Annotated in this window: 16 protein-coding genes; 8 read left to right on the top strand and 8 right to left on the bottom strand. The window is 65.6% G+C overall.

Going from position 1 to position 21,605, the window contains the following annotated elements; genetic code table 11:
- Positions 1-134: 134 nt before the first annotated feature.
- From I6F12_RS15630 to I6F12_RS15620, 3 genes are all read right to left on the bottom strand, one after another.
- Entirely contained in the window at positions 135-3,296 is a 3,162-nt protein-coding gene (locus I6F12_RS15630) for a multidrug efflux RND transporter permease subunit (protein ID WP_109142455.1), read from the bottom strand.
- 184 nt (positions 3,297-3,480) lie between these two features.
- Entirely contained in the window at positions 3,481-4,638 is a 1,158-nt protein-coding gene (locus I6F12_RS15625; RefSeq protein ID WP_035998298.1) for an efflux RND transporter periplasmic adaptor subunit, read from the bottom strand.
- Between the two features lie 265 nt (positions 4,639-4,903).
- Positions 4,904-5,923, bottom strand: coding sequence for a cyclopropane-fatty-acyl-phospholipid synthase family protein (locus tag I6F12_RS15620; protein ID WP_225156773.1), 1,020 nt, complete (start codon positions 5,921-5,923; stop codon positions 4,904-4,906).
- Positions 5,924-6,091: 168 nt separating this feature from the next.
- Between I6F12_RS15620 and I6F12_RS15615 the strand changes: the two genes are divergently transcribed.
- The 3 genes from I6F12_RS15615 (at position 6,092) to I6F12_RS15605 (ending at position 8,851) form a co-directional block, all read left to right on the top strand.
- On the top strand, positions 6,092-7,105 hold the full coding sequence (locus I6F12_RS15615; RefSeq protein WP_225126376.1) for a flagellar motor protein MotA: 1,014 nt from the start codon (positions 6,092-6,094) through the stop codon (positions 7,103-7,105).
- Positions 7,106-7,252: 147 nt separating this feature from the next.
- Positions 7,253-8,281, top strand: coding sequence for a peptidoglycan -binding protein (locus I6F12_RS15610; protein WP_036021776.1), 1,029 nt, complete (start codon positions 7,253-7,255; stop codon positions 8,279-8,281).
- Positions 8,282-8,404: 123 nt separating this feature from the next.
- Positions 8,405-8,851: a GNAT family N-acetyltransferase gene (locus I6F12_RS15605; RefSeq protein ID WP_225126377.1), complete on the top strand. Its 447-nt coding sequence runs from the start codon at positions 8,405-8,407 to the stop codon at positions 8,849-8,851.
- Positions 8,852-8,882: 31 nt separating this feature from the next.
- On the opposite strand, the gene I6F12_RS15600 is transcribed toward I6F12_RS15605, so the two are convergent.
- Positions 8,883-10,733, bottom strand: a complete 1,851-nt coding sequence (locus I6F12_RS15600; RefSeq protein ID WP_225156772.1) for an ABC transporter ATP-binding protein/permease — start codon at positions 10,731-10,733, stop codon at positions 8,883-8,885.
- Positions 10,734-10,930: 197 nt separating this feature from the next.
- Between I6F12_RS15600 and rpmE the strand changes: the two genes are divergently transcribed.
- Positions 10,931-11,158: a 50S ribosomal protein L31 gene (gene rpmE, locus I6F12_RS15595; protein WP_027573780.1), complete on the top strand. Its 228-nt coding sequence runs from the start codon at positions 10,931-10,933 to the stop codon at positions 11,156-11,158.
- 201 nt (positions 11,159-11,359) lie between these two features.
- On the opposite strand, the gene I6F12_RS15590 is transcribed toward rpmE, so the two are convergent.
- Both I6F12_RS15590 and I6F12_RS15585 read right to left on the bottom strand, forming a co-directional pair.
- Positions 11,360-11,869, bottom strand: a complete 510-nt coding sequence (locus I6F12_RS15590) for a DUF1465 family protein (protein ID WP_035998279.1) — start codon at positions 11,867-11,869, stop codon at positions 11,360-11,362.
- A gap of 595 nt (positions 11,870-12,464) precedes the next feature.
- A complete protein-coding gene (locus I6F12_RS15585; RefSeq protein ID WP_036021698.1) occupies positions 12,465-12,656 on the bottom strand; it encodes a DUF1192 domain-containing protein in 192 nt (63 codons plus the stop codon).
- 119 nt (positions 12,657-12,775) lie between these two features.
- On the opposite strand from I6F12_RS15585, the gene I6F12_RS15580 reads away from it, so the two are divergent.
- Both I6F12_RS15580 and I6F12_RS15575 read left to right on the top strand, forming a co-directional pair.
- Complete coding sequence (locus I6F12_RS15580; RefSeq protein ID WP_225156771.1) at positions 12,776-13,774, top strand: NAD(P)H-quinone oxidoreductase; 999 nt, start codon at positions 12,776-12,778, stop codon at positions 13,772-13,774.
- Positions 13,775-13,927: 153 nt separating this feature from the next.
- Positions 13,928-16,804 (top strand): EAL domain-containing protein, encoded by a 2,877-nt coding sequence (locus tag I6F12_RS15575; protein WP_225156770.1) that lies wholly within the window; start codon positions 13,928-13,930, stop codon positions 16,802-16,804.
- Between the two features lie 159 nt (positions 16,805-16,963).
- Here the strand turns inward: I6F12_RS15575 and I6F12_RS15570 are convergent, their stop codons facing one another.
- On the bottom strand, positions 16,964-17,227 hold the full coding sequence (locus I6F12_RS15570; RefSeq protein ID WP_035998268.1) for a hypothetical protein: 264 nt from the start codon (positions 17,225-17,227) through the stop codon (positions 16,964-16,966).
- Between the two features lie 143 nt (positions 17,228-17,370).
- Here I6F12_RS15570 and I6F12_RS15565 point away from each other — a divergent pair, with 143 nt between their 5' ends.
- On the top strand, positions 17,371-18,867 hold the full coding sequence (locus I6F12_RS15565; protein ID WP_225146406.1) for a diguanylate cyclase: 1,497 nt from the start codon (positions 17,371-17,373) through the stop codon (positions 18,865-18,867).
- 105 nt (positions 18,868-18,972) lie between these two features.
- On the opposite strand, the gene I6F12_RS15560 is transcribed toward I6F12_RS15565, so the two are convergent.
- Positions 18,973-19,848 (bottom strand): UTP--glucose-1-phosphate uridylyltransferase, encoded by an 876-nt coding sequence (locus tag I6F12_RS15560; RefSeq protein ID WP_225156769.1) that lies wholly within the window; start codon positions 19,846-19,848, stop codon positions 18,973-18,975.
- A gap of 205 nt (positions 19,849-20,053) precedes the next feature.
- Between I6F12_RS15560 and I6F12_RS15555 the strand changes: the two genes are divergently transcribed.
- A complete protein-coding gene (locus I6F12_RS15555) occupies positions 20,054-21,439 on the top strand; it encodes a lytic murein transglycosylase (RefSeq protein WP_225156768.1) in 1,386 nt (461 codons plus the stop codon).
- The last annotated feature ends 166 nt before the right edge of the window (positions 21,440-21,605 follow it).

Below are 21,605 nucleotides of genomic sequence, written 5' to 3'. Positions count from 1 at the left end.
GCTCGCGCTCCACATTCCCCTGTCATTCCGGGGCGCGCCTCTTGGCGCGAGCCCGGAATCCATTGATCCTCGTCAATGGTGGCCCGCTGGATTCCGGGCTCGTGCTTCGCACGCCCCGGAATGACGGGGGTGCATCAGTGGCCGGTGTGCGCCCGCGCCGGTCGGCCGTGCGCTTCAGCTTCCCGCGCCGCGTTCGGCTCCCTGTCCCCGCCCAGCACGCGCTGCACCGAGACGAAGAACACCGGCACCATCAACAGCGCCAGGATCACCACCGCAATCATGCCGCCCATCACCACGCTGCCGAGCGCCTGCTGGCTGGCGCCGCCGGCGCCGTGGGCGATGGCCATCGGCAGCACGCCGCAGATGAAGGCAAGGCCGGTCATCAAAATGGGGCGGAAGCGCAGGCGGCAGGCTTCGATGGTGGCTTCGACCAGAGGCTTGCCTTCTTTCCGCAGATCTTTCGCGAACTCGATGATCAGGATCGCGTCCTTTGCGGCGAGGCCGATGATCGTGATCAGGCCGACGGTGAAATAGACGTCGTTGGGCAGGCCGCGCAGCATAGCGGCAGTGACCGCGCCGACGATGCCGAGCGGCACGGTGAGCAGCACCGCGAGCGGAATGGTCCAGCTCTCGTAGAGCGCGGCGAGGCACAGGAACACCACGAACACCGACAGGGCGAGCAGGAACGGCGCTTGCGAGCCCGACAGCTTCTCCTGCAGCGACTGTCCGGTCCATTCATAGCCGAAACCGCGCGGCAACCGGTCGGCGAGCCGCTCCATCTCGGCGATGGCATCGCCCGAGGTGAAGCCGGGCCTGGCCTCGCCGGAGATGCGCACCGCCGGATAATAGTTGAAGCCGGCGATCTGCGTCGGGCCGCGCGCCCATTCGATCGTGGTGAAGGACGAGAACGGCACCAGCTGGCCGCGGCTGTTCTTGACGTTGTAGTTGAGGATGTCCTCGGCCCGCATGCGGTCGCGCGCGTCCGCCTGCACCACGACGCGCTGCATGCGGCCGCGGTTCGGGAAGTCGTTGATGTAGTTCGAGCCGAGATTGGTCGAAATGGTGTTGTTGATGTCCTCGAAGGTGACGCCGAACGCGCCGGCCTTCTCGCGGTCGATCATGAGATTGACCACGCCCGCCTCGGGCAGGCCTTCGATATAGACCTTCTGCAGCACCGGGCTGGCATTGGCCTCCGCGATCAGCTGGTCGGCGGCGCGCATCAATTGCTGATAGCCCTTCTGGCCGCGGTCCTGGAGGCGGAACGAGAAGCCGGACGAGTTGCCGAGATTGTCGATCGGCGGCGGCTGCAGCGCCGAGATTTTTGCGTCGCGGATCGACGAGCCCAGGTCGCGGTTGACGTCGTTGACGATCGCGGCAGCGGAGTCCTTCGGCCCGCGCTCCGACCAGTCCTTCAGCGTGATGAAGGCCTGGGCGGTGTTCATGCCCTGGCCGGAGAAGCTGAAGCCGGTGAGGAAGGTGACGTTGTCGACGCCCGGCCGCGCGGCGAGATATTTTTCGACCTTCTCGATCACGGCCTCGGTGCGGGCATAGGACGAATCCGACGGCGTCTGCACGTCGGTGGTGATGAAGCCCTGGTCGTCGACGGGCAGGAAGCCGCCGGGCAGGTTGACGAAGGCCCAGGACAGGCCGACCAGCAGCGCGGCATAGACCAGCATCAGGCGGCCGGTGCGATTCAGCGAAAAGCCGACGGTGCGCGAATAGCGTTCCTTGACGCCTTCGAGCATGCGGTTGAACCAGCCGAACACGAAGTTGGTCGAATGACCGTGCCCCTTTGCCACAGGCTTCAACAGCGTCGCGCACAGCGCCGGCGTCAACGACAGCGCCAGGAAGGCGGAGAAGCCGATCGCGGCGACCATGGTGACGGAGAACTGGCGGTAGATAATGCCGACCGAGCCCGGGAAGAACGCCATCGGCACGAACACCGCCATCAGCACCAGCGTGATGCCGATGATGGCGCCGGTGATCTGCGACATGGCTTTCCGCGTCGCTTCCTTCGGCGGCAGGCCTTCCTCGGCCATGATCCGCTCGACGTTCTCGACCACGACGATGGCGTCGTCGACGAGGATGCCGACCGCCAGCACCATGCCGAACATCGAGAGCATGTTGATGGAATAGCCGGCGAGCAGCAGAGTGGAGCAGGCGCCCAGCAGCGCCACCGGGACCACGATGGTCGGAATGATGGTGTAGCGGATGTTCTGCAGGAACAAGAACATCACCACGAACACCAGCACCACAGCTTCGACCAGCGTCGTCAGCACCTTCTCGATCGAGGCCTCGACCACAGGGGTGATGTTGTAGGGGATCTCGTAGGTGATGTTGGCCGGGAAGAAGCGCGACAGCTCCTTCATCTTCGCTTCGACTGCGCTGGCGGTCGCCAGCGCATTGCCGGTTGGCGACATCAGGACCGACAGGCCCGCCGTCGGCTTGCCGTCGAGGCGCGTGTTGAACTGGTAGCTGAGGCCGCCGACCTCGATCCGCGCGACATCGCGCAGGCGCACGGTCGAACCGTCGGCGTTGGCACGCAGGATGATGGCGCCGAACTCGTCGGGCGAGGAGAGCTGGCCCTTGACCAGCACCAGTGCCGAGGTGCGCTGGTTCGAGGTCGACGGCTCGGCGCCGATGCTGCCGGAAGCGACCTGCGCGTTCTGCGCGGTGATGGCCTTGTTGACGTCGTCGGCGGTCAGGCCATAGCCGACCAGCTTGGCCGGATCGACCCAGACACGAAGCGAGCGCTCGGTCGAGTACAGCGTGGCGCGGCCGACGCCGGGAATGCGGCGGATCTCGCCGAGCACGTTGCGGATCATGAAGTCGCCGAGGCCGACTTCATCCAGGCTGCCGTCAGTCGAGTTCAGCGTGATGATCTGCAGCACTGCGCTCGAGGCTTCCTCGATCAGGATGCCCTGCTGCATCACCGCGCGCGGCAGGCGCGCCTCGACGCGCTTGATGCGGTTCTGGACCTCGACCGAGGCGGCACTGGTGTCGGTGCCCGGCTGGAAATTGGCGATGATCTCGACCTGGCCGAGCGAGTCGCTGGTCGATTCGAAATTGAGGATGTTGGCGGCGCCGTTGAGCTCCTCCTCGATCAGTCGCGTGACGCTATTGTAGAGGTTTTCCGGCGAGGCGCCGGGATAGCTGGTCGAGACCGAGATCGAGGGCGGCGCGATGATCGGATATTGCGCGATCGGCAGCAGCGGCACCGCGATCGCGCCGATCAAGCAGATGAACAGCGCGACCACCCAGGCGAAGATCGGCCTGTCGATGAAGAAACTCGGCATTGGCCGTTTTATCCTCGTTGTTCGGTTAGACCCTCATGGTGAGGAGCGCGGAACGCGCGCTCCGGACGATGCCGCGCATCGCCGCGAGAACCATGAAGGCCCGGCTCTCTCCCGCGGCCATCCTTCGAGACGCCCGCTTGCAGCGGGCTCCTCAGGTTAAGGACGACACTTGCTGCGCGGAGCGTTACCGCGTGAGCTGCTGAGCGTGCCGGTTGTCTGCGGTCGCTTCCGCCTCCGACCAGGATTGCGGCTTGACCTTGTCGCCGGCCGCGAATTTCTGGAAGCCTTCGACCACGACCTTGTCGCCGGACTTCAGGCCTTCGGTGATGAACCAGAGGCCGTCCTGCACCGAGCCGGTGCGCACCGGCTGCACCGCGATGTGATTGTCGTCCTTGACGACGAACACCTCGCTGCCGCCGCCGCCATTGCGCTGGATCGCCTGCTGCGGCACCGCGATCGCATCGGAATCGAGACCCTGGTCGATGCGGACCCGGACATACATGCCCGGGAGCAGCTCGCGCTTGGGATTGGGGAACTCGCCGCGCAACGTCACCTGCCCGGTGTGGGCGTCGACCTTGGCGTCGGAGAACAGCAGCTTGCCGTCGAGCGAATAGATGGTGTTGTCGTCGAGCACGAGGCGCACCTTGGCGGCATCGGCGGCGATGCGATCGAGGTCGCCGGTCTCGAAGGCGCGGCGGAGCTGGTTGAGCTCGGTCACCGACTGGGTAAAGTCGGCATAGATCGGATCGAGCTGCTGGATGGTGGCGAGATTGGTCTCGTTCTGCACGGCGAGCGCGCCCTCGCTGACGAGGGCCGCGCCGACCACGCCGTCGATCGGCGCACGCACGGTGGCGTAGTCGAGATTAAGCCTGGCCCGCGCGAGCTCGGCCTTGCGGCCCTCGACCTCGGCATGGGCCTGGCGTTCGGCCGCAATCGCCTTCTCGTTCTCGGCTTCGGGCGCGGCGCGATCCCTGGTCAGGGTGGCGATACGATGCGCCTGCTGCTTGGCCTGCGCCAATGCCGCTTCGGCCTTCGCCAGCGCGGCCTCGTTGGCCATGACCTCGACCTCGAACGGGCGCGGATCGATGCGGTAGAGCGGATCGCCGGCCCTGACCTCGCTGCCCTGGCGGAACAGGCGCTCTACCACGATGCCGGACACGCGCGGCCGGACTTCGGAGACCCGGGTCGGGGCGATGCGGCCCGGCAGCTCGCGCACCACGGCGCGCGGCTGCGGCTTGACGATAACGATGCTGACGTCAGGGGCAGGCGGCTGGGCGGCGGACACCGCGGAACTGGATTCCTCGCAAGCACCCAGCAGCGGCGCAAGGGCCGCGAGCATCATTGCAACGCATGCCGATCGCGCTCGAATTCCAAACATGAAGTGGGATGCCCCGATTGTTGAAACTGATCATGCTCGCGCGAAGCCCGTTCTGGACCTTTTGCACGCGGCTGATGCCGCCAAAATAGAATGCATCTGCTGCGATGCAACGCATGGCGCGGGCGGCTCATTGTCACACAGCTTATCCCGTTGAAATCAGAAGGCTTTTGCGGTGTAACTTGATTGTGAATCTAAGTTCCACCGCCGCGTGTGCGGCCGAACATCGCAATTACTCGGCGGCCTTCATCCGGTAATGGCTGACGCCCCATTCCGTTCCGTCGGCGTGACCGAACAGGCCCGCGGTCCCGAGCAGGAACCAGCGCCAGCGACGCATCCAGAGAGCGGTCTCCTCGCCGTGGACCCTGCGCAAGGAGGCTTCGATGGGGTCGCGATGCGCATCGAAATTGGCGAGCCAGTCGTCGGCGGTGCGCTGGTAGTGCGTGCCGCTCCAGCACCATTCCTTCTCGATGGCAAAGATATCGTCGAACTGCCTGACGAGGTGATGGCTCGGCATCAGCCCGCCTGTGTAGACGTATTGCGCGATCCAGTCGTCGCGATCGGCCGGGTCAGGCAGATGCGAGCCGGACCGGTGGGTGACGACGTGCATGAAGAACCGTCCCTCCGGCGCGAGCCATGACCGCACGCGCGTCATCAGCTTGCGCCAGTTGCTCATCCGCTCGAACATCTCGACCGAGACGATGCGGTCGAACTGGCCATCGGGCGCGAACACGTTCATGTCGGCCGTGACCACGCGCAGATTCAGCAGCCCGCGCCGCCGCGCCTCCTCCTCGACGGAGGCGCGCTGCGCCTGCGAGGCCGCGACCGCCGTCACCGTCGCGTGCGGAAATTGCCGTGCCATCCACAGCGACAGCGAGCCCCAGCCACAGCCAAGCTCCAGAATGGCCTGGCCGTCGGTCAGGCCGGCATGCTCGACGGTCTGGCGCAGCGCCTCCTCCTCCGCCTCCCGCAAGGTGGTCGCGTCGGTCTTGTAGAAGCAGGAGGAGAATTTGCGTTTGGGGCCGAGCAAGTCGGCGAAGAAGGCCGCGGGCACCTCGTCATGCCCCGCTGCCGCGCCCTCGGCGATCGGCCGCAGCATCATCCGCCCGGCGAAGGCGGCATCGTCGCCGAGGCCCAGCCCGGACAGGCGCGTCGCCATGCGGGAGCACAGGCGCTGGATCGCGGCGCGGATCACCACGTCCGGCAGCGGCACACGCTCGGCAGTCCCGATGATCGCGGAAACGACGCTCATGCGCCCCCCGAATGGCGAACTTCTGCAGAGACCTGCTTATCAAAGCACCGCTTCCGGTCCGGGTTCCCCGAGCTGTCCCCGAAATCGGCGCATCCGGCGCTTTTTTTGGGGCGGCGCTGTGCCATAGTGCGCGCCGCAAGCAAGCTTTACGTAACGGATGATACCGGCATGCGGTCTGGCACTTCCCGATCCACCATGGACATCGAGTACACCAAACTGTCCTCGCCCAGCGTCTTCCTGGTGCGGATGCTGGTCTTCCTGGTGCTGTGCACGCTGGTGAGCGTGGTGCTCTACAAGCAGATCGTCCAGGCCTTCTTCGCCAATCCCGGGCTCAACGCCCTGATCGGAGGGGTGCTGTTCATCGGCATCATCCTGGCCTTCCGCCAGGTCGTCCGGCTCTATCCCGAAGTCTCCTGGGTCAACAATTTCCGCGTCGCCGATCCCGGCCTGGCGCCGGCCCGCCACCCCAAGCTGCTGGCGCCGATGGCTGCGATCCTCGGCGGGGAGCGCTCGGGGCGGATGACCATCACCCAGACCACGATGCGGCACCTGCTCGATTCGATCGCGACCCGCCTGGACGAGGCCCGCGACATCTCCCGCTACATGACCGGCCTCTTGGTCTTCCTCGGCCTGCTCGGCACCTTCTGGGGCCTGATCGAGACGGTGGGCTCGGTGGGCAAGGTGATCGACGGGCTCAAGGTCGGGAGCGATTCCGGGGCGCTGTTCGACACGCTGAAGGAAGGCCTCGCCGCCCCGCTCGGCGGCATGGGCATCTCCTTCTCCAGCTCGCTGTTCGGCCTCGCCGGCTCGCTGATCCTCGGCTTCCTCGATCTGCAATCGAGCCAGGCGCAGAACCGCTTCTACACCGATCTCGAAGACTGGCTCGCCACCACAGTGCGCGAGTATGGCAACGGCGAGGCGCCTGTCGCGACCGGCGGCGGCGTCGCCAGCGGCGAGCTTCAGGCCGCGGTCGAACGGCTGCGGTCCGTGCTCGAGGAAGGCAGCGCCGGCCGCGGCACCACCGCGGCGATGGCGAGCCTTGCCGAAGCCATCCAGGCGCTGGTCTCGCACATGCGCACCGAGCAGCAGATGATCCGCGAATGGGCCGACGGCCAGGGCGAGCAGAACCGCGAGATCCGGCGCCTGCTGGAGCGGATCGCGCGCCAGCCCGAGAAGAGTTGAGACGGTGTTGTGCCCCCGACGCGACGCAGCATGAAATGATGCATCGCTGAGCCGGGGCCCAGCGTCAGGGACAAGATGGGTCCCGGCTCTGCGCAGCAGCGTTGCACGCTGCACCGCGTCCGGGACACAAGAGTGGAGACGGATGACATGGCCCTTGCCCGCGCCCGCCGCAGCGAAGGCGGTCTCAACTACTGGCCCGGCTTCGTCGACGCGCTGTCGACGCTGGTGCTGTCGATCGTGTTCCTGCTGTCGGTATTCCTCGTGGTGCAGTTCTTTCTGTCACAGGAGGTCACCGGCAAGGACAAGGCGCTGGAGCAGCTCAACGCCAAGATCGCCCAGCTCAACGAGCTGTTGTCGCTGGAGAAGCTCGGCAAGCTCACCCTCGACGACCAGGTCTCGTCGCTGAAAGCCGGGCTCGCCTCGGCCGAGTCCGAGCGCGACCGCATCAAGGGTCTTTATGACGGCTTGGCTGCCGCCGGCAATGATGCGCAAGGCAAGACCGCCGAGCTCGGCAAGGCGCTGGACTCCGAGAAGGCGGTCTCGGCGCGGGCGCTGGCGCAGATCGAGGTGCTGAACCAGCAGATCAGCGCGCTGCGCCGGCAATTGGCCGCGCTGGAGGAGGCGCTCGATGCCTCCGAGAAGCGCGACAAGGAATCGCAGAACCGCATCGCCGACCTCGGCTCCCGCCTCAACGTCGCCCTGGCGCAACGCGTGCAGGAACTGTCGCGCTACCGCTCGGAATTTTTCGGCCGGCTGCGCGCCATCCTCGGCAACCGCCCCGACATCCGCATCGTTGGCGACCGCTTCGTGTTCCAGTCCGAAGTGTTCTTCGACACGGGACAGGCGGTGCTGCTGCCCGAGGGCCGCGCCGAGCTCGACACCTTGGCAGCGGCGCTGATCGAGCTCGACAAGAAGATCCCGAGCGACATCCCCTGGGTGCTGCGCGTCGACGGCCATACCGACGTGCGGCCGGTGAGCGGCGCGAACTTCAGGTCGAACTGGGACCTGTCCGCGGCGCGCTCGATCTCAGTGGTGCAATATCTGGTCTCGCTCGGCGTGCCCGCCCAGCGCCTCGTCGCGGCCGGCTTCGGCGAATTCCAGCCGCTCGATACCGGCAACACCGAGGAGGCCTACAAGCGCAATCGCCGCATCGAGCTGAAGCTGACGGAGCGGTAGTGGTGAGGGACGCACGACCTCAACGTCATGGCCGGGCTTGTCCCGGCCATCCACGATCTTTGGCCCGCCGCGACAGAAAGGCGTGGATGCCCGCGACAAGCCGGGCATGACGACCTTCGTAAAATGAGCGCGCTCCACCTCCGCCTTTACCGACCCGAAGACGAAGCCGTCGCGATCGATCTCTGGCATCGCACCTGGCAGCAGGCCTATCCGCAGATCGACTTCGCGGCACGGCTCGAATGGTGGCGCGAGCGCTGGCTGAGGGATCTGGTGCCGAAGGCCCAGATCGTGGTGGCGGAGCAGGACGGCGCGCTGGTCGGTTTCGTCACCATCGACGGCGAAGGCTATCTCGACCAGCTCGTCGTCGATCCCGCGCATTGGGGCTCCGACGCGGCAAGGCTGCTGGTGGACGAGGCCAAGCGCCTGTCGCCCTCGGGCGTCACGCTGCTCGTCAACAAGGACAATGCCCGCGCGATCCGCTTCTATGAGCGTAGCGGCTTCGCCCATGCGGGCGACGACGTGAACCCGACCTCGGGGCGGCCGGTGTTGAAGATGGTGTGGAAGGCGTGAGGTCCCCGGTACTTTCCGCCGTGTGAGGCGTCTACGCGCCCTCGAACTGCAGCCGCGCCAGCCGCGCATAGAGCCCGTTCGCCGCGACGAGCTCGGCATGCGTGCCCTGCTCGACGATCCGGCCCTGGTCCATCACCAGGATGCGGTCGCAGGAGAGCACGGTGGCGAGGCGGTGGGCGATGACGAGCGTGGTGCGGTGGCGCATCAGCTCTTCCAGCGCGGTCTGCACCAGCGTCTCGCTTTCGGCGTCGAGCGCGGAGGTGGCTTCGTCCAGCAGCAACAGCGGCGCGTCGCGCAGGATGGCGCGCGCGATCGCGATGCGCTGGCGCTGGCCGCCGGAGAGCGTCACGCCGCGCTCGCCGAGCGCAGTCTCGAAACCTTCGGGCAGGCGGCGGATGAATTCGGCGGCATGGGCGAGCTCGGCGGCGCGCTCGACCTCGGCATCGGTCGCATCGGGCCGGCCGAAGCGGATGTTCTCGCGGGCGCTCGCGGCGAACACCACGGATTCCTGCGGCACCAATGCGATGCGCGCGCGGAAATCGCCGGGGTCGGCGGACTTGACCGGCACGCCGTCGAGCAAGATCGTCCCGCTGCGCGGATCGTAGAAGCGCAGCAGCAGATGAAAGATGGTGCTCTTGCCGGCCCCGGAGGGACCGACGATCGCGACCTTCTCGCCGGGGCGCACGGTGAACGACACCGCGTCGAGCACCTTGACGTCGGACCGCGCCGGATAGGCGAAGCTGACCCGATCGAAGCCGACCTCGCCGCGCGCCGGCACCGGCAGCGCAAGCGGCGTCGCAGGCGCGGTGATCTCGGGCTTGACGTGGAGGATCTCGAACAGGCGCTCGGCCGCGCCCGACGCCGCCGAGACCTCGCCCCAGACCTCGCTGAGCTGGCCGAGCCCCGCTGCTGCGAACACCGCATACAGCACGAACTGGCCGAGCCGGCCCGGCGTGATCGCGCCGGTGAGCACGTCATGCGAGCCGATCCAGAGGATGGCGACCACGCTTGCGAACACGATGAAGATGATGATCGCCGTGAGCACGGCGCGGGCCTGGGTCGAGGTGCGCGCGGCTTCATAGGCCTGCTCGACCTCGCCGCCGAAACGCTTCTCGGCAAATTGCTCGCTGGTATAGGCCTGCACGGTGCGGATCGCGCCGACCAGCTCGCCGGCATAGGCGGAGGCGTCGGCGAGCGTGTCCTGCGCATTGCGCGACAGGCGCCGCACCCAGCGCCCGAACGCCACCAGCGGCAGCACGATCAAAGGGATGGCCAGCAGCACGAAGCCCGACAGCTTCGGGCTCGTGATCACCATCATCGCCGTCGCGCCGAGGAACATCATCAGGTTGCGCAGCGCGATCGAGACGGAGGCACCGACCGCCGATTTCAGCTGGGTGGTGTCGGCAGTGAGGCGCGAGATCAATTCGCCGCTGCGGGCGGAATCGAAGAAGGCGGGAGAGAGCGACAATAGATGGCCGAAGACGTCGCGCCGGAGATCGGCGACGATGCGTTCGCCGATGCTCATCACGAGGTAGTAGCGCGCGGCGCTGGCGATCGCGAGCACGGCGACGACCGCGAGCATGACCGAGAAGTAGCTGTTGATCAGCTCGATGCCCTCGGGCGTCAGGCCGAAATCGATCATCCGGCGCACCGCGACCGGCACCAGCAGCGTGGTCAACGCTGCGATCGTCAGCGCGACGAAGGCCAGCGCCGCCCGGCCGCGATAGCGGATCACATAGGGCGCGAGCGCGAGCAGCGGCCGCAGCTTGGCGCGGCCCTTGGCCGGCGCTTCGATCAGCTCGGCCTCGATCGAGGGAGTGTCTGCGGCGTTCATTGCGGGCCGTTCGACATCGTGGTCATCCAGCCGTTCCACTGCGCTCATGAGATCCGACCCGTTGCATTGATCTGCTCCCAATAGGCCGGTGCATAAGTAGTGGCAAATCCGGGAAGTCCCTTAGGGGCAAACCCGGTCCAGCGCGCCGGCATGGCTTGTTTTGCGGGGTTTCGTGAGGTATAGAGCCGCCCAAATCCGTCATTCGCGAGCCACCCAAGAAGGCGCCGGAGCGCCGAGGAATTGCCATGAAAGCCGAAATTCATCCGAATTATCATACGATTAAGGTCGTCATGACCGACGGAACCGAGTACCTGACCCGCTCCACCTGGGGCAAGGAAGGCGACACGCTGAACCTCGACATCGACCCGAAGTCGCACCCGGCCTGGACCGGCGGCTCCGCCCAGATCATGGACCGCGGCGGCCGCGTCTCGCGCTTCCAGAAGAAGTTTTCGGGCTTTCTCAAGAAGGATTGAGCCGGCCGCAAGGCTGGAGATGAAAACGCCCCCGGGGAGACCGGGGGCGTTTTTTGTTTTAGGGCTGTCATTCCGGGGCGCGACGAAGTCGCGAGCTACGATGCGCAATTGCGCATCTGAGAATCCATAACCTCGATCGGGAGTATGGATTCCGGGCCCGCGCCAAGAGGCGCGTCCCGGAATTACGATTGTTGATAGACCCTACCGCTCGAACGCGGCCTTCAGCGCGTTGAGGTGCGGCACCAGCGGGTTGCCGATCGTGGCCTGCTCGGCCGGCGGGGTGTGGATCGTGCTGTCGAGGCGGCGGACGCGGGTCTGCAGGCTCATCGAGCGATGGATCAGGTCCTGAAGCTGCGCGGGCAGCTTCTCGATGGTGTCGGCGGGACCGGGATCGGCGGCGGTGAGCTTGACCTTGGTCTTCTCGCGATTGGCCTGGCTCAGCGTCATCTCGCCTTCCTTGACCGCGCGGTGCAGCAATAGCCAGGAGGCGAGCTGCATCAGGCGCGTGGTGAGGCGCATGCTCTCGGTCGCATAGGTGAGGCTGACCGCGCGGTCGAGCGCCTTAGCCTCGACGCGGCCGGCGCCGTCGAGATAGGCGGCGGTCTCCTCGACGAGGTCCATGCCCTCACGGAACAAATTGCCGAACGCCGCAGAATTGGTGAATCGCTCACTGAGCTGAACGAGCGCGCCGTCGGCCTGCAAACGTTCCATGGTTAACGCCTCTTACGCAACTGTTTGACTGCCCGGCTTTGCCGCCGGCTTATGATGAACAAATCATTGCGCGGGCGGGACGCGGAGTCCAGTGACAAGCGCGGATATGGTTTCCGCGGGTCAATCCTTTCGAATGCAACCGGGATGAGAGGTGCAAACGGGGCAGTGAACGCAAAAAAAGAGCCGCCGGAGACCGGCGGCTTGAAAGTTGATAACAGGGAGGCGTCAAACAGAGTGGACAGGAGCCACTCGGTGTCCAAACGAGGACAGTTCCAGTCATAAACCCGAAAGCTTAATCCGAAGTAAACGAGCTAATTTTTTCAGAGTTCATTAGTCATGTGAGCCAGTGGCCGAGTGTGCTGCGGGAACAGACTCTCCGTCGTCATTCCGGGGCGCGACGAAGTCGCGAGTTACGATGCGCAATTGCGCATCTGAGAATCCATAACCACGAGCGGATGGAACGGCCCGGCTCTCTTAGCGCGCCCTTTTGCAAAAGCCTGTGATTATGGATTCCGGGCTCGGCGCTGACGCGCCGCCCCGGAATGACGGCCGCGAGCGGTCGCGCACCCAGCTGCGACGACAGCTGTGACGTCCACTACGACTTGAAAATGCTGTTCGCCGCATCGCGCGAGGCGCGCTTTTTGGTGGCGGCTTCTTCCAGTCTTGCGATCTCGGTCTTGAGCAGCGCCACGCGCTCGGTCAGTTCCTCCACTGACAAAAGTGAGAGGTCCTGCCCAATTTCATGACTGATCTTCTTGCGTGGGCGATCGTCGTCTTCGATCGGCATCGTCGTTGCTCCTCTCCGTCCGCGGGTCGGACCACATGGCCTAAGGCGGTTGCCAGCCTGCACCGCGCTGGCTAAGCAAGGGCCTCGTTTCCTCCCGCACTTTTGCTCAAGGACACATCATGGACAAGCTGCCCGCGCAAATGACCGTGGTCGCCATCTCCAAGCCCGGCGGGCCGGAGGTGCTGGTGCCGGAGCAACGCAGTGTTCCGCAGCCCGGTCCCGACGAGATCCTGGTCAAGGTGATGGCTGCCGGCGTCAACCGGCCCGATGTGGCGCAGCGCTCCGGCGCCTATCCGCCGCCGCCCGGCGCCAGCGACCTGCCCGGCCTCGAGATATCGGGCGAAGTCGTCGCGGTCGGCAGCAACGCCAAGCGGCACAAGGTCGGCGACAAGGTGATGTCGCTGGTCGCCGGCGGCGGCTATGCGCAGTACTGCATCGCCCAAGACGCCCAGGCAATGAGCGTGCCGCCGGCGCTGTCGATGAAGGAAGCCGGTGCGCTGCCGGAAACACTGATGACGGTCTGGCACAATGTGTTCGAACGCGGCGGCCTCAAGGCCGGCGAGACGCTGCTGATCCATGGCGGCTCGTCCGGCATCGGCACCATGGCCATTCAGCTTGCCAAAGCCTTCGGTGCGAAAGTGTTCGTCACCGTGGGATCGCAGGACAAGATCGACGCCTGCCTCAAACTGGGGGCCGACCGCGCCATCAACTACAAGACCGAAGACTTCGTCGCCGTGGTGAAGGCGGAGACCAACAACGTTGGCATCAACCTGATCCTCGACATGGTCGCCGGCGACTATGTCGACCGCAACTATGATGCCGCCGCGGTCGACGGCCGCATCGTCCAGATCGCGACCCTCAACGGCCCCAAGGTCAGCGTCAACATCGCCAAGGTGATGGTCAAGCGCCTGACCCATACCGGCTCGACCTTGCGCCCCCGTAGTAATGCGGACAAGGCGGCGATGGTGGCCGCTATCGAGCAGAAAGTGATGCCGCTTTTGCGCGAAGGCCGCGTCAAGCCGGTGATGGACAGCACTTTCCCGCTGGAAAAGGCGGCAGACGCCCACCGGCGCATGGAAACGAGCGCACATATTGGCAAAATTGTGTTGGAGGCCTAGGCCGCTGGCCGACAGGGCAAGCCGGAAACCCTTTGATTTTCCTCGCTTTCGTGGCATCTATCGCGACGCACCGAACCGCATCGGTCCGGTCTGAAATCGCCTTCTAGATTTGCCTTGCACTGACGAGTTTGCGTCGAACGCGGAGAACCGACCTTGCGTCTGATCAGGCGCCTCGCGCCCATCGCGCTGGGCCTCATGATTCTTGTCGCCGCGTATCCCGCGCGCGCGCTCGACGCCGTCAGCGTCCGTAGCGACGCGCCCGCGATCGACCTCACCGGCGTGCTCGAGCATCAGCGCAGCGACGCCGATCGTATCCAGGTCTCCACCGCACCCGGCACCGACGGCATTGTCCGCCGCATCGAGGTGCGCGCCCGCGAGGGCGGACAGAACTGGGTGGTGTTCGCGCTCGCCAACAACACCGACGACCAGCTCGATCGCCTGATCGTCGCTCCGCACTATCGCATCGTCTCCTCGGGATTGCTGTGGCCCGACCTCGGCCTGTCGCGCATCGCGACCATCACGCCCTCGATCGGCGACCGCCCGGAACGGCAGGAAAGCGCCACCGCGGACGTGTTCCGCATCACGCTCGACCCCGGCGCCGTCGTCACCTTCGTTGCGGAGCTGCGCACCGACAAGCTGCCGCAGCTCTACCTGTGGGAGCCGGAAGCCTACAAGGACAAGGTCAACTCCTTCACGCTGTACCAGGGCATCGTGATCGGCATCTCCGGCTTGCTTGCCTTGGTGCTGACCATCCTGTTCGTGGTGAAGGGCAGCATCATGTTCCCGGCCGCGGCGGCGCTGGCCTGGGCGGTGCTGGTCTATATCGGCGTCGACTTCGGCTTCTGGGGCAAGGTGCTCGACATGTCGAACAACGCCGAGCGCATCTGGCGCGCGGCGGGCGAAGCGATCCTGGCGGCGACACTCCTGGTGTTCCTGTTCGCCTATCTCAATCTCAGCCGCTGGCACGTGCGCTATTCGCACATCACGGTCGGCTGGCTCGCGTTCCTCGGCTCGCTGGTGGCGCTCGCGCTGTTCGACCCGGCGGTGGCCTCCGGCATCGCCCGCATCTCGCTGGTGCTGATCGCCTTCGCCGGCTTCGCGCTGATCGTCTATCTCTCCACCCACGGCTTCGACCGCGCCGTGCTCTTGATCCCGACCTGGTTCCTCCTCGTGGTCTGGGTGGTCGCGGCCGGCATGACGGTGGCGGGCTCGGTCACCAACGACATCGTCGGCCCGGCCCTGCTCGGCGGCCTCGTGCTGATCGTGATGCTGATCGGCTTTACGGTGATGCAGCACGCCTTTGCCGGCGGCGGCGCCAGCACGGGCGTCGTCTCCGACATCGAGCGGCGCGCTTTGGCGCTGGCCGGCTCCGGCGACCTGATCTGGGACTGGGACGTATCCGCCGACAAGGTGTTCACCAGTCCCGAGACCGAAGCCCTGCTCGGGCTGAAGCGCGGCACGCTGGAAGGCCCGGCGGCGTCCTGGTTAGAGGTGCTGCATCCGCTCGACCAGGACCGTTTCCGCGCCGCGCTCGACAGCGTGCTCGACCAGCGCCGCGGCCGCCTGGTGCAGGATTTCCGTCTGCGCACGCCGGACGGCCACTTCATGTGGTTCGCGCTCAAGGCGCGCCCGGTGGTCGGCTCGGACGGCGAGGTCTCGCGCGTGGTGGGCACGCTGACCGACGTCACCGAGCTGCGCAACGCCGAGGAGCGCCTGCTGCACGATTCCGTGCATGACAATCTCACCGGCCTGCCCAACCGAAAACTGTTCATGGACCGGCTGGGCGCCGTCGCGCATTTCGCCAAGACCATGCCAACGCTGCGGCCGACGCTGATGGTGATCGACCTCGACCGCTTCAAGCAGGTCAACGATTCCGTCGGGATTGCAGTCGGCGATTCCATCCTGCTCACGCTGGCGCGCCGTCTCACCCGCATCCTGAAGCCGCAGGACACGCTGGCCCGGATGGCCGGCGACCAGTTCGGCCTGATCCTGCTGTCGGAGCAGGACCCGGCCCGCATCACCGCTTTCGCCGAGACCATCCGCAAGACCATCCGCGCGCCGATCGCCTTCAACGACCGCGAGATCTTCCTCACGGCGTCGATCGGTCTCGCGCTGTCCGATCCGCAAACCCAGCTCACGGACGAGATCATCAAGGACGCCGAGCTCGCGATGTATCACTCCAAGCGCATCGGCGGCGACCGCATCGACGTCTACAAGCCGGCGATGCGGGCGCGCAAGACCGATCGCCTGACCTTGGAGAGCGAACTGCGCCGCGCCATCGAGCGCCAGGAGATCACGATCCTGTACCAGCCGATCGTGCGGCTGGAGGATCGCTCCATCGCCGGCTTCGAGGCCCTGGCGCGCTGGGACCACCCGAAGCTCGGGCGCATGGCGCCCTCCGAGTTCATCACCATCGCCGAAGAGACCGGGTTGATCGTCGACCTCGGCATGTTCGTGCTCGACCAGACCGCCAAGCAGCTTTCGGTGTGGCAGCGGGCGATGCGCTCGCGCGAGCCGATCTTCGCTTCCGTCAACGTATCCTCGCGGCAGCTGCTGCGCCACGATTTGATCCACGATGTCCGTACCGTGCTGTCGCGCTCCTCGGTGGCGCGCGGCACGCTGAAGCTGGAATTGACGGAATCGCTGGTGATGGAGAATCCGGAGCACGCAGCCCAGATGCTGACCCGGATCCGCGAGCTCGGCACCGGGCTGTCGCTCGACGATTTCGGCACAGGCCACTCCTCGCTGGCCTATCTGCAGCGCTTCCCGTTCGACACTATCAAGATCGACCAGTCGTTCGTACGCACCACCAGCCGCGGCACGCGGCCGGTGATCCTGAAGTCGATCATCGCGCTCGCGCATGACCTCGGCATGGACGTCGTCGCCGAAGGCGCCGAGACCGATTCGGACGCCGTCGAGCTCTACCAGATGGGCTGCGAATACGCGCAAGGTTTTGCCTTCGGCGAGCCGATGGACGCGGACGCGGCGATGCGGCTGCTCACGGAAGTGCGGCTGGAAGCTGCGAGCTGATCTTCCCCTCTCCCCTTGCGGGAGAGGGTCCGCTCGCAAGCGAGCGGGGGTGAGGGGTATCTCTCCCCACGTCCAAATCCATCTGAATGCGCGGAGACATACCCCTCATCCGGCGCTTCGCGCCACCTTCTCCCGCAAGGGGAGAAGGGAAGTCACGCACTAGCGCCGCCGCTCACCCTTCTGCTTCCTGAACCGGACGCTCTGGCCGTCCGGCATGCGTGTCGCCACGAAGCCGGCGGCGAGGCAGGCTTCGCGTTGCGGCATCTGGATGTCGGGGCTGCGAAGGCTGTCCCACCATGAGGCACGCTGGGCCGCGCGCGGCAGCGCCGCGCCGATGATCTCCTCGATCTGCTCAAAGCTCAGCACGAGCTCCTCCTGCTTCTGCCGCAGCAGATAATCGCGCAACGCGTCGTAGTCGTTCACACTCGTCCTCTCGTCCGGGGCGAAGTCAGGCTGCTCAAAACCGTCAGCCGCATAAACCGATTCTTAACTCATTGCGGCAGCGCCGTCGCGGCTTAAACACTACGCAAGCTTTCGGGCGCATCCACTATGGACAGGAGCGAAGAATGTTCTCTGGATGGCGCGACGTTGCGGCCCGCCGGCCGTGGCGGATTTCGGCGAAGCTGCTGATCATCTCGTCCGTGGTGACGGTGATCGGCTTTTCCGCCATTTGCGTCAACGTCATGCTCGACATGCGCCGCGGCGAGGAGGCACTCGCCCGCCAGACGCTGGAGAACCTCGCGACCACGATCGAGTCCGACGTCAGCCGCAACGTCGAGATCTACGATTTGTCGTTGAAGGCGGTCGCCAGCAACATGCTGCTGCCCGAGCTCGCGACGGTCTCCAAGACGATCCGTCACCTGATCCTGTTCGACCACGCGACCACCGCCAAGCATTTCGGCGCCATCCAGGTGTTCGACGCCGAGGGCCGGCTGACCATCGATGCCTCCACGCTCGATCCCCTGCCCGAGGACCGCAGCGAGGAGCACTACTTCAAGGTCCACCGGGATAATCCCGGCGCAGGCCTGTTCATCAGCCGTCCCATGCTGTTTCGCGGCGCCTACTCGATCGTGCTGAGCCGGCGCATCAGTGACGCTGACGGCGGCTTCATGGGCGTCGTCGCCGGCTCGATCCGCTTCAGCTATTTCCACGAGCTGTTCGATCGGCTCACCCTCGACCCTGAGGACACCATCACCGTGCTCAAGCGCGACCGCACCATCATCATGCGGCGACCGTTCGATCTCGACATCATCGGCACGAACCTGAACGACCGTCAGAACTGGAAGGCCGACAATCTCAGGGTCGGCGCCGCCTATTCGGGACAGGGCCCGGTCGATGCGACCCCGCGGCTCTATGTCCGCAGCAAGAACAATGGTCCGCTGTTCGTGGTCGCCGGCAAGCCTTTGGCCGCGGTGTTCGCACTCTGGCAAAGGGAGGCGCTCCGCATCGGCACCGTGGTGCTGGCGCTCATCCTGTTCGTGCTGGGATCGACCCTCGTGCTCGCGCGCGAGATCGGCCGGCGCGCCGAGGCCGAGCGCAAGCTCGAGGAGTTGGCGACGACCGACGCGCTCACGGGCTTGAAAAACCGCCGCAAATTCGATTCCGTCATCGACGTCGAATGGCGGCGCGCCATGCGCCAGAAGGCGCCGATCGCGCTGCTCATGATCGATACCGATCACTTCAAGGCTTACAACGACACGTTCGGCCATCAGGCCGGCGACCAGGTGCTGGTCGGCATCGCCATCTGCATTTCCGATTCGGTGAGCCGCGCCGGCGATTGCGCGGCGCGCTACGGCGGCGAGGAATTCGCCGTGCTGCTGCCGAACACCTCGGCCACTGAGGCCCACAAGGTGGCGGAGATGATCCGCCTCAAGGTGCAGGGCTGGTCCGACGATCAGGCGATGTCGACGGTGTCCTGCGGCATCGCGAGCCTCGTCCCCGCCGCCGGCATGGACTGGCCGCTACTGGTTGCCGCCGCCGACAAGGCGCTCTACGCCGCCAAAGCCGGCGGGCGCAACCAGTCGGTGGTGGCGAGCCTGCCGCAGCTGTCGCTGGTGGCGTGAGGCTCCCTTCCCGTCATTGCGAGGAGCGCTTGCGACGAAGCAATCCAGACTTTCTCCGCGGAAAGATTCTGGATTGCTTCGCTTCGCTCGCAATGACGGCGGGCGCTACTGCCCCAGATACTTCTTCATCTCCGCGATCAGGCCGTCGCGCAATTCCGGGCGCTTCAAGCCATAGGCGATGTTGGCGCGCAGGAAGCCGGGCTTGGAGCCGCAATCATGGCGCTCGCCCTCGAACTCGACGCCGTAGAATTTCTGCGTCTTGGCAAGACCGATCATGGCGTCGGTGAGCTGGATCTCGCCGCCGGCGCCGCGCTCCTGGGTTTCCAGGATCTTGAAGATCTCCGGCTGCAGGATGTAGCGGCCGGTGATCGAGAGGTTGGAGGGCGCGGTGCCCTTGGCCGGCTTCTCGACCATGCCGTCGACCTCGAACATCTTGCCGTTGCGCTTGCCGACGCCGCAGATGCCGTATTGATGGGTCAGGTGATCGGGCACCGCCTCGACCGCGATCAGATTGGATTTCTCGCCGAGCGAGGACGCCATCTCGATCATCTGCTTCAGGCAGCCGGGCGTGTTGAGCACGAGCTCGTCCGGCAGCACCACCGCGAACGGCTCGTCGCCGACGATGTCGCGTGCGCACCAGACCGCGTGGCCGAGGCCGAGCGGCGCCTGCTGGCGGGTGAAGCTGACCGCGCCGGCTTCTGGCTGGTTCTGCGCCAGGATGTCTTGCTCGGCTTTCTTGCCGCGTGCGGCCAGCGTCGTGTCGAGCTCGAACATCCGGTCGAAATGATCCTCGATGACAGCCTTGTTGCGGCCGGTGACGAAGACGAAGTGCTCGATGCCGGCTTCCTTCGCCTCGTCATAGACGTATTGGATCAGCGGCTTGTCGACGATGGTCAGCATTTCCTTCGGCATCGCCTTGGTGGCAGGCAAAACGCGGGTGCCGAGGCCGGCGACGGGGAATACGGCTTTGCGAATCTTCATGGGATCGATCGAATACCTTGGGGCACATGGGACGGGAGCAATGGCATCCTTGCTAGCCTGTTTGCAGCCGCCAACAAAGGCGGATGTGGGGCCTCGCCCCGACGGAGTTAAGAAAAAGGCCGCCACCAAAATTTCACCTTTGTTAAGCTATTGGCAACGCTAACCAGGCCTCCTGTGGCGGGTTTTTCAGGCCGACGGGTGGAACATGATGCAATCAATGGCGGGACTGGCGACACGGGCTGGCGGCGCGGTCGTTGCGGCCGCTTTGCTGCTGCCGGCCGGCGCACACGCCCAGGCGCAGAACGGCCTGTCCAACCTGTTCGGCGGCATCTTCTCGGGATCGAACCCGGCACCGGCGCAACCCACACCTGGCCCGAGCGGCGCGCCGACGGGTCCATTGCCGTGGAGCGGCGAGGACGGCGCCTCCGGCCATCCCTTGATGACGGCCGCCGCGATCCGCGAGGCTGCCGGCAATTTCAACAATTGCGTCGCTGCGATGTGGCCCGATGCCGCACGGCGCGGCGTCACGCAGGAGAACTTTCAGCGCTTCACCGCCGGACTGTCGCCCGACCTGCGCATCATGGACCTCATGGATTCGCAGCCGGAATTCACCAAGTCGATCTGGGCCTATCTCGACATTCTGGTGAACGACAACCGCCTCGCCAAGGGCCGCGAGGTCCTCGCCAAATACAAGGCGCAGTTCGACGCGACTGAGAAAGCCACCGGCGTCGACCGCTACATCATCGCCTCGATCTGGGGCATCGAGTCCAATTACTCGACGCAGATCGGCGATCGCAGCGTGCTGCAATCGACTGCGACGCTCGCCTGCATCGGCCGCCGCCAAGCCTATTTCAAGGACGAATTCCTCTCCGCGCTGGAGATCCTCAACCGCGGCGATTTGCGTCCGGAGCAGCTGCGCGGCTCCTGGGCCGGCGCCTTCGGCCCGACCCAGTTCATGCCGACCGCGTTCAAGCGCTTCGCGGTGGACGGCGACGGCGACGGCCGGCGCGACGTCGTCGACAATCCGACCGACCTGATCGCGTCGACCGCCAACAATCTGAAGAAGGACGGCTGGCAGCCCGGCCAGACCTGGGGCTACGAGGTCGTGGTGCCGCAAGGCTTCAACTACATGCTGGCCGACCGCGCCAAGGCGATGCCGATCGCGCAATGGGAGAAGCTCGGGCTCAAGCGTCCGAACAACCAGGCCTTCCCGCATCCTGCGGACAAGGCCTACCTGCTGGCACCCGCCGGCGCGCAGGGACCGGGCTTTTTGATGCTGCAGAATTACCGCGTCATCATGAAGTACAACCCGGCCGAGGCCTATGCGCTGGCGATCGGCCATTTCGCCGACCGCCTGCGCGGGGGACAGCCTTTCGTGCAGCCCTGGCCGCGGCAGGAGCGCGAGCTGTCCCGCACCGAACGGCTGGAGCTGCAGCAGCTGCTGGCTCAGCGCGGCTACTACAAGGGCACCCCGGACGGCCAATTCGGCGGCATGACCAGGGAGGCCCTGCGCAACTTCCAGGCCTCGATCGGGGTCCCCGCCGATGGCTTTGCCTCCTCCGACGTGCTGGACCGGCTGCGCGGGCGGTAAAATCGCGCCTGACGTAACCTTGAAGGGGGATTTTGGCTGATAGCCTTGACCGGGACTGGTGTTCCCCGGTCTATGGACAAGAATCTGCGATGGAATTTGCCCGTTTGGCGCCTGATTCCGTTATTATATTGAGCTAACTTCGATCCCCCATTGCACGTGCCCGAGA

This window comes from Bradyrhizobium sp. IC4059, from assembly GCF_020193615.1.
Classification (GTDB): Bacteria; Pseudomonadota; Alphaproteobacteria; order Rhizobiales; family Xanthobacteraceae; genus Bradyrhizobium; species Bradyrhizobium yuanmingense.
The sequence above is the reverse complement of the archived record's forward strand: the minus strand, read 5'-3'. Positions and strand labels throughout refer to the sequence as shown.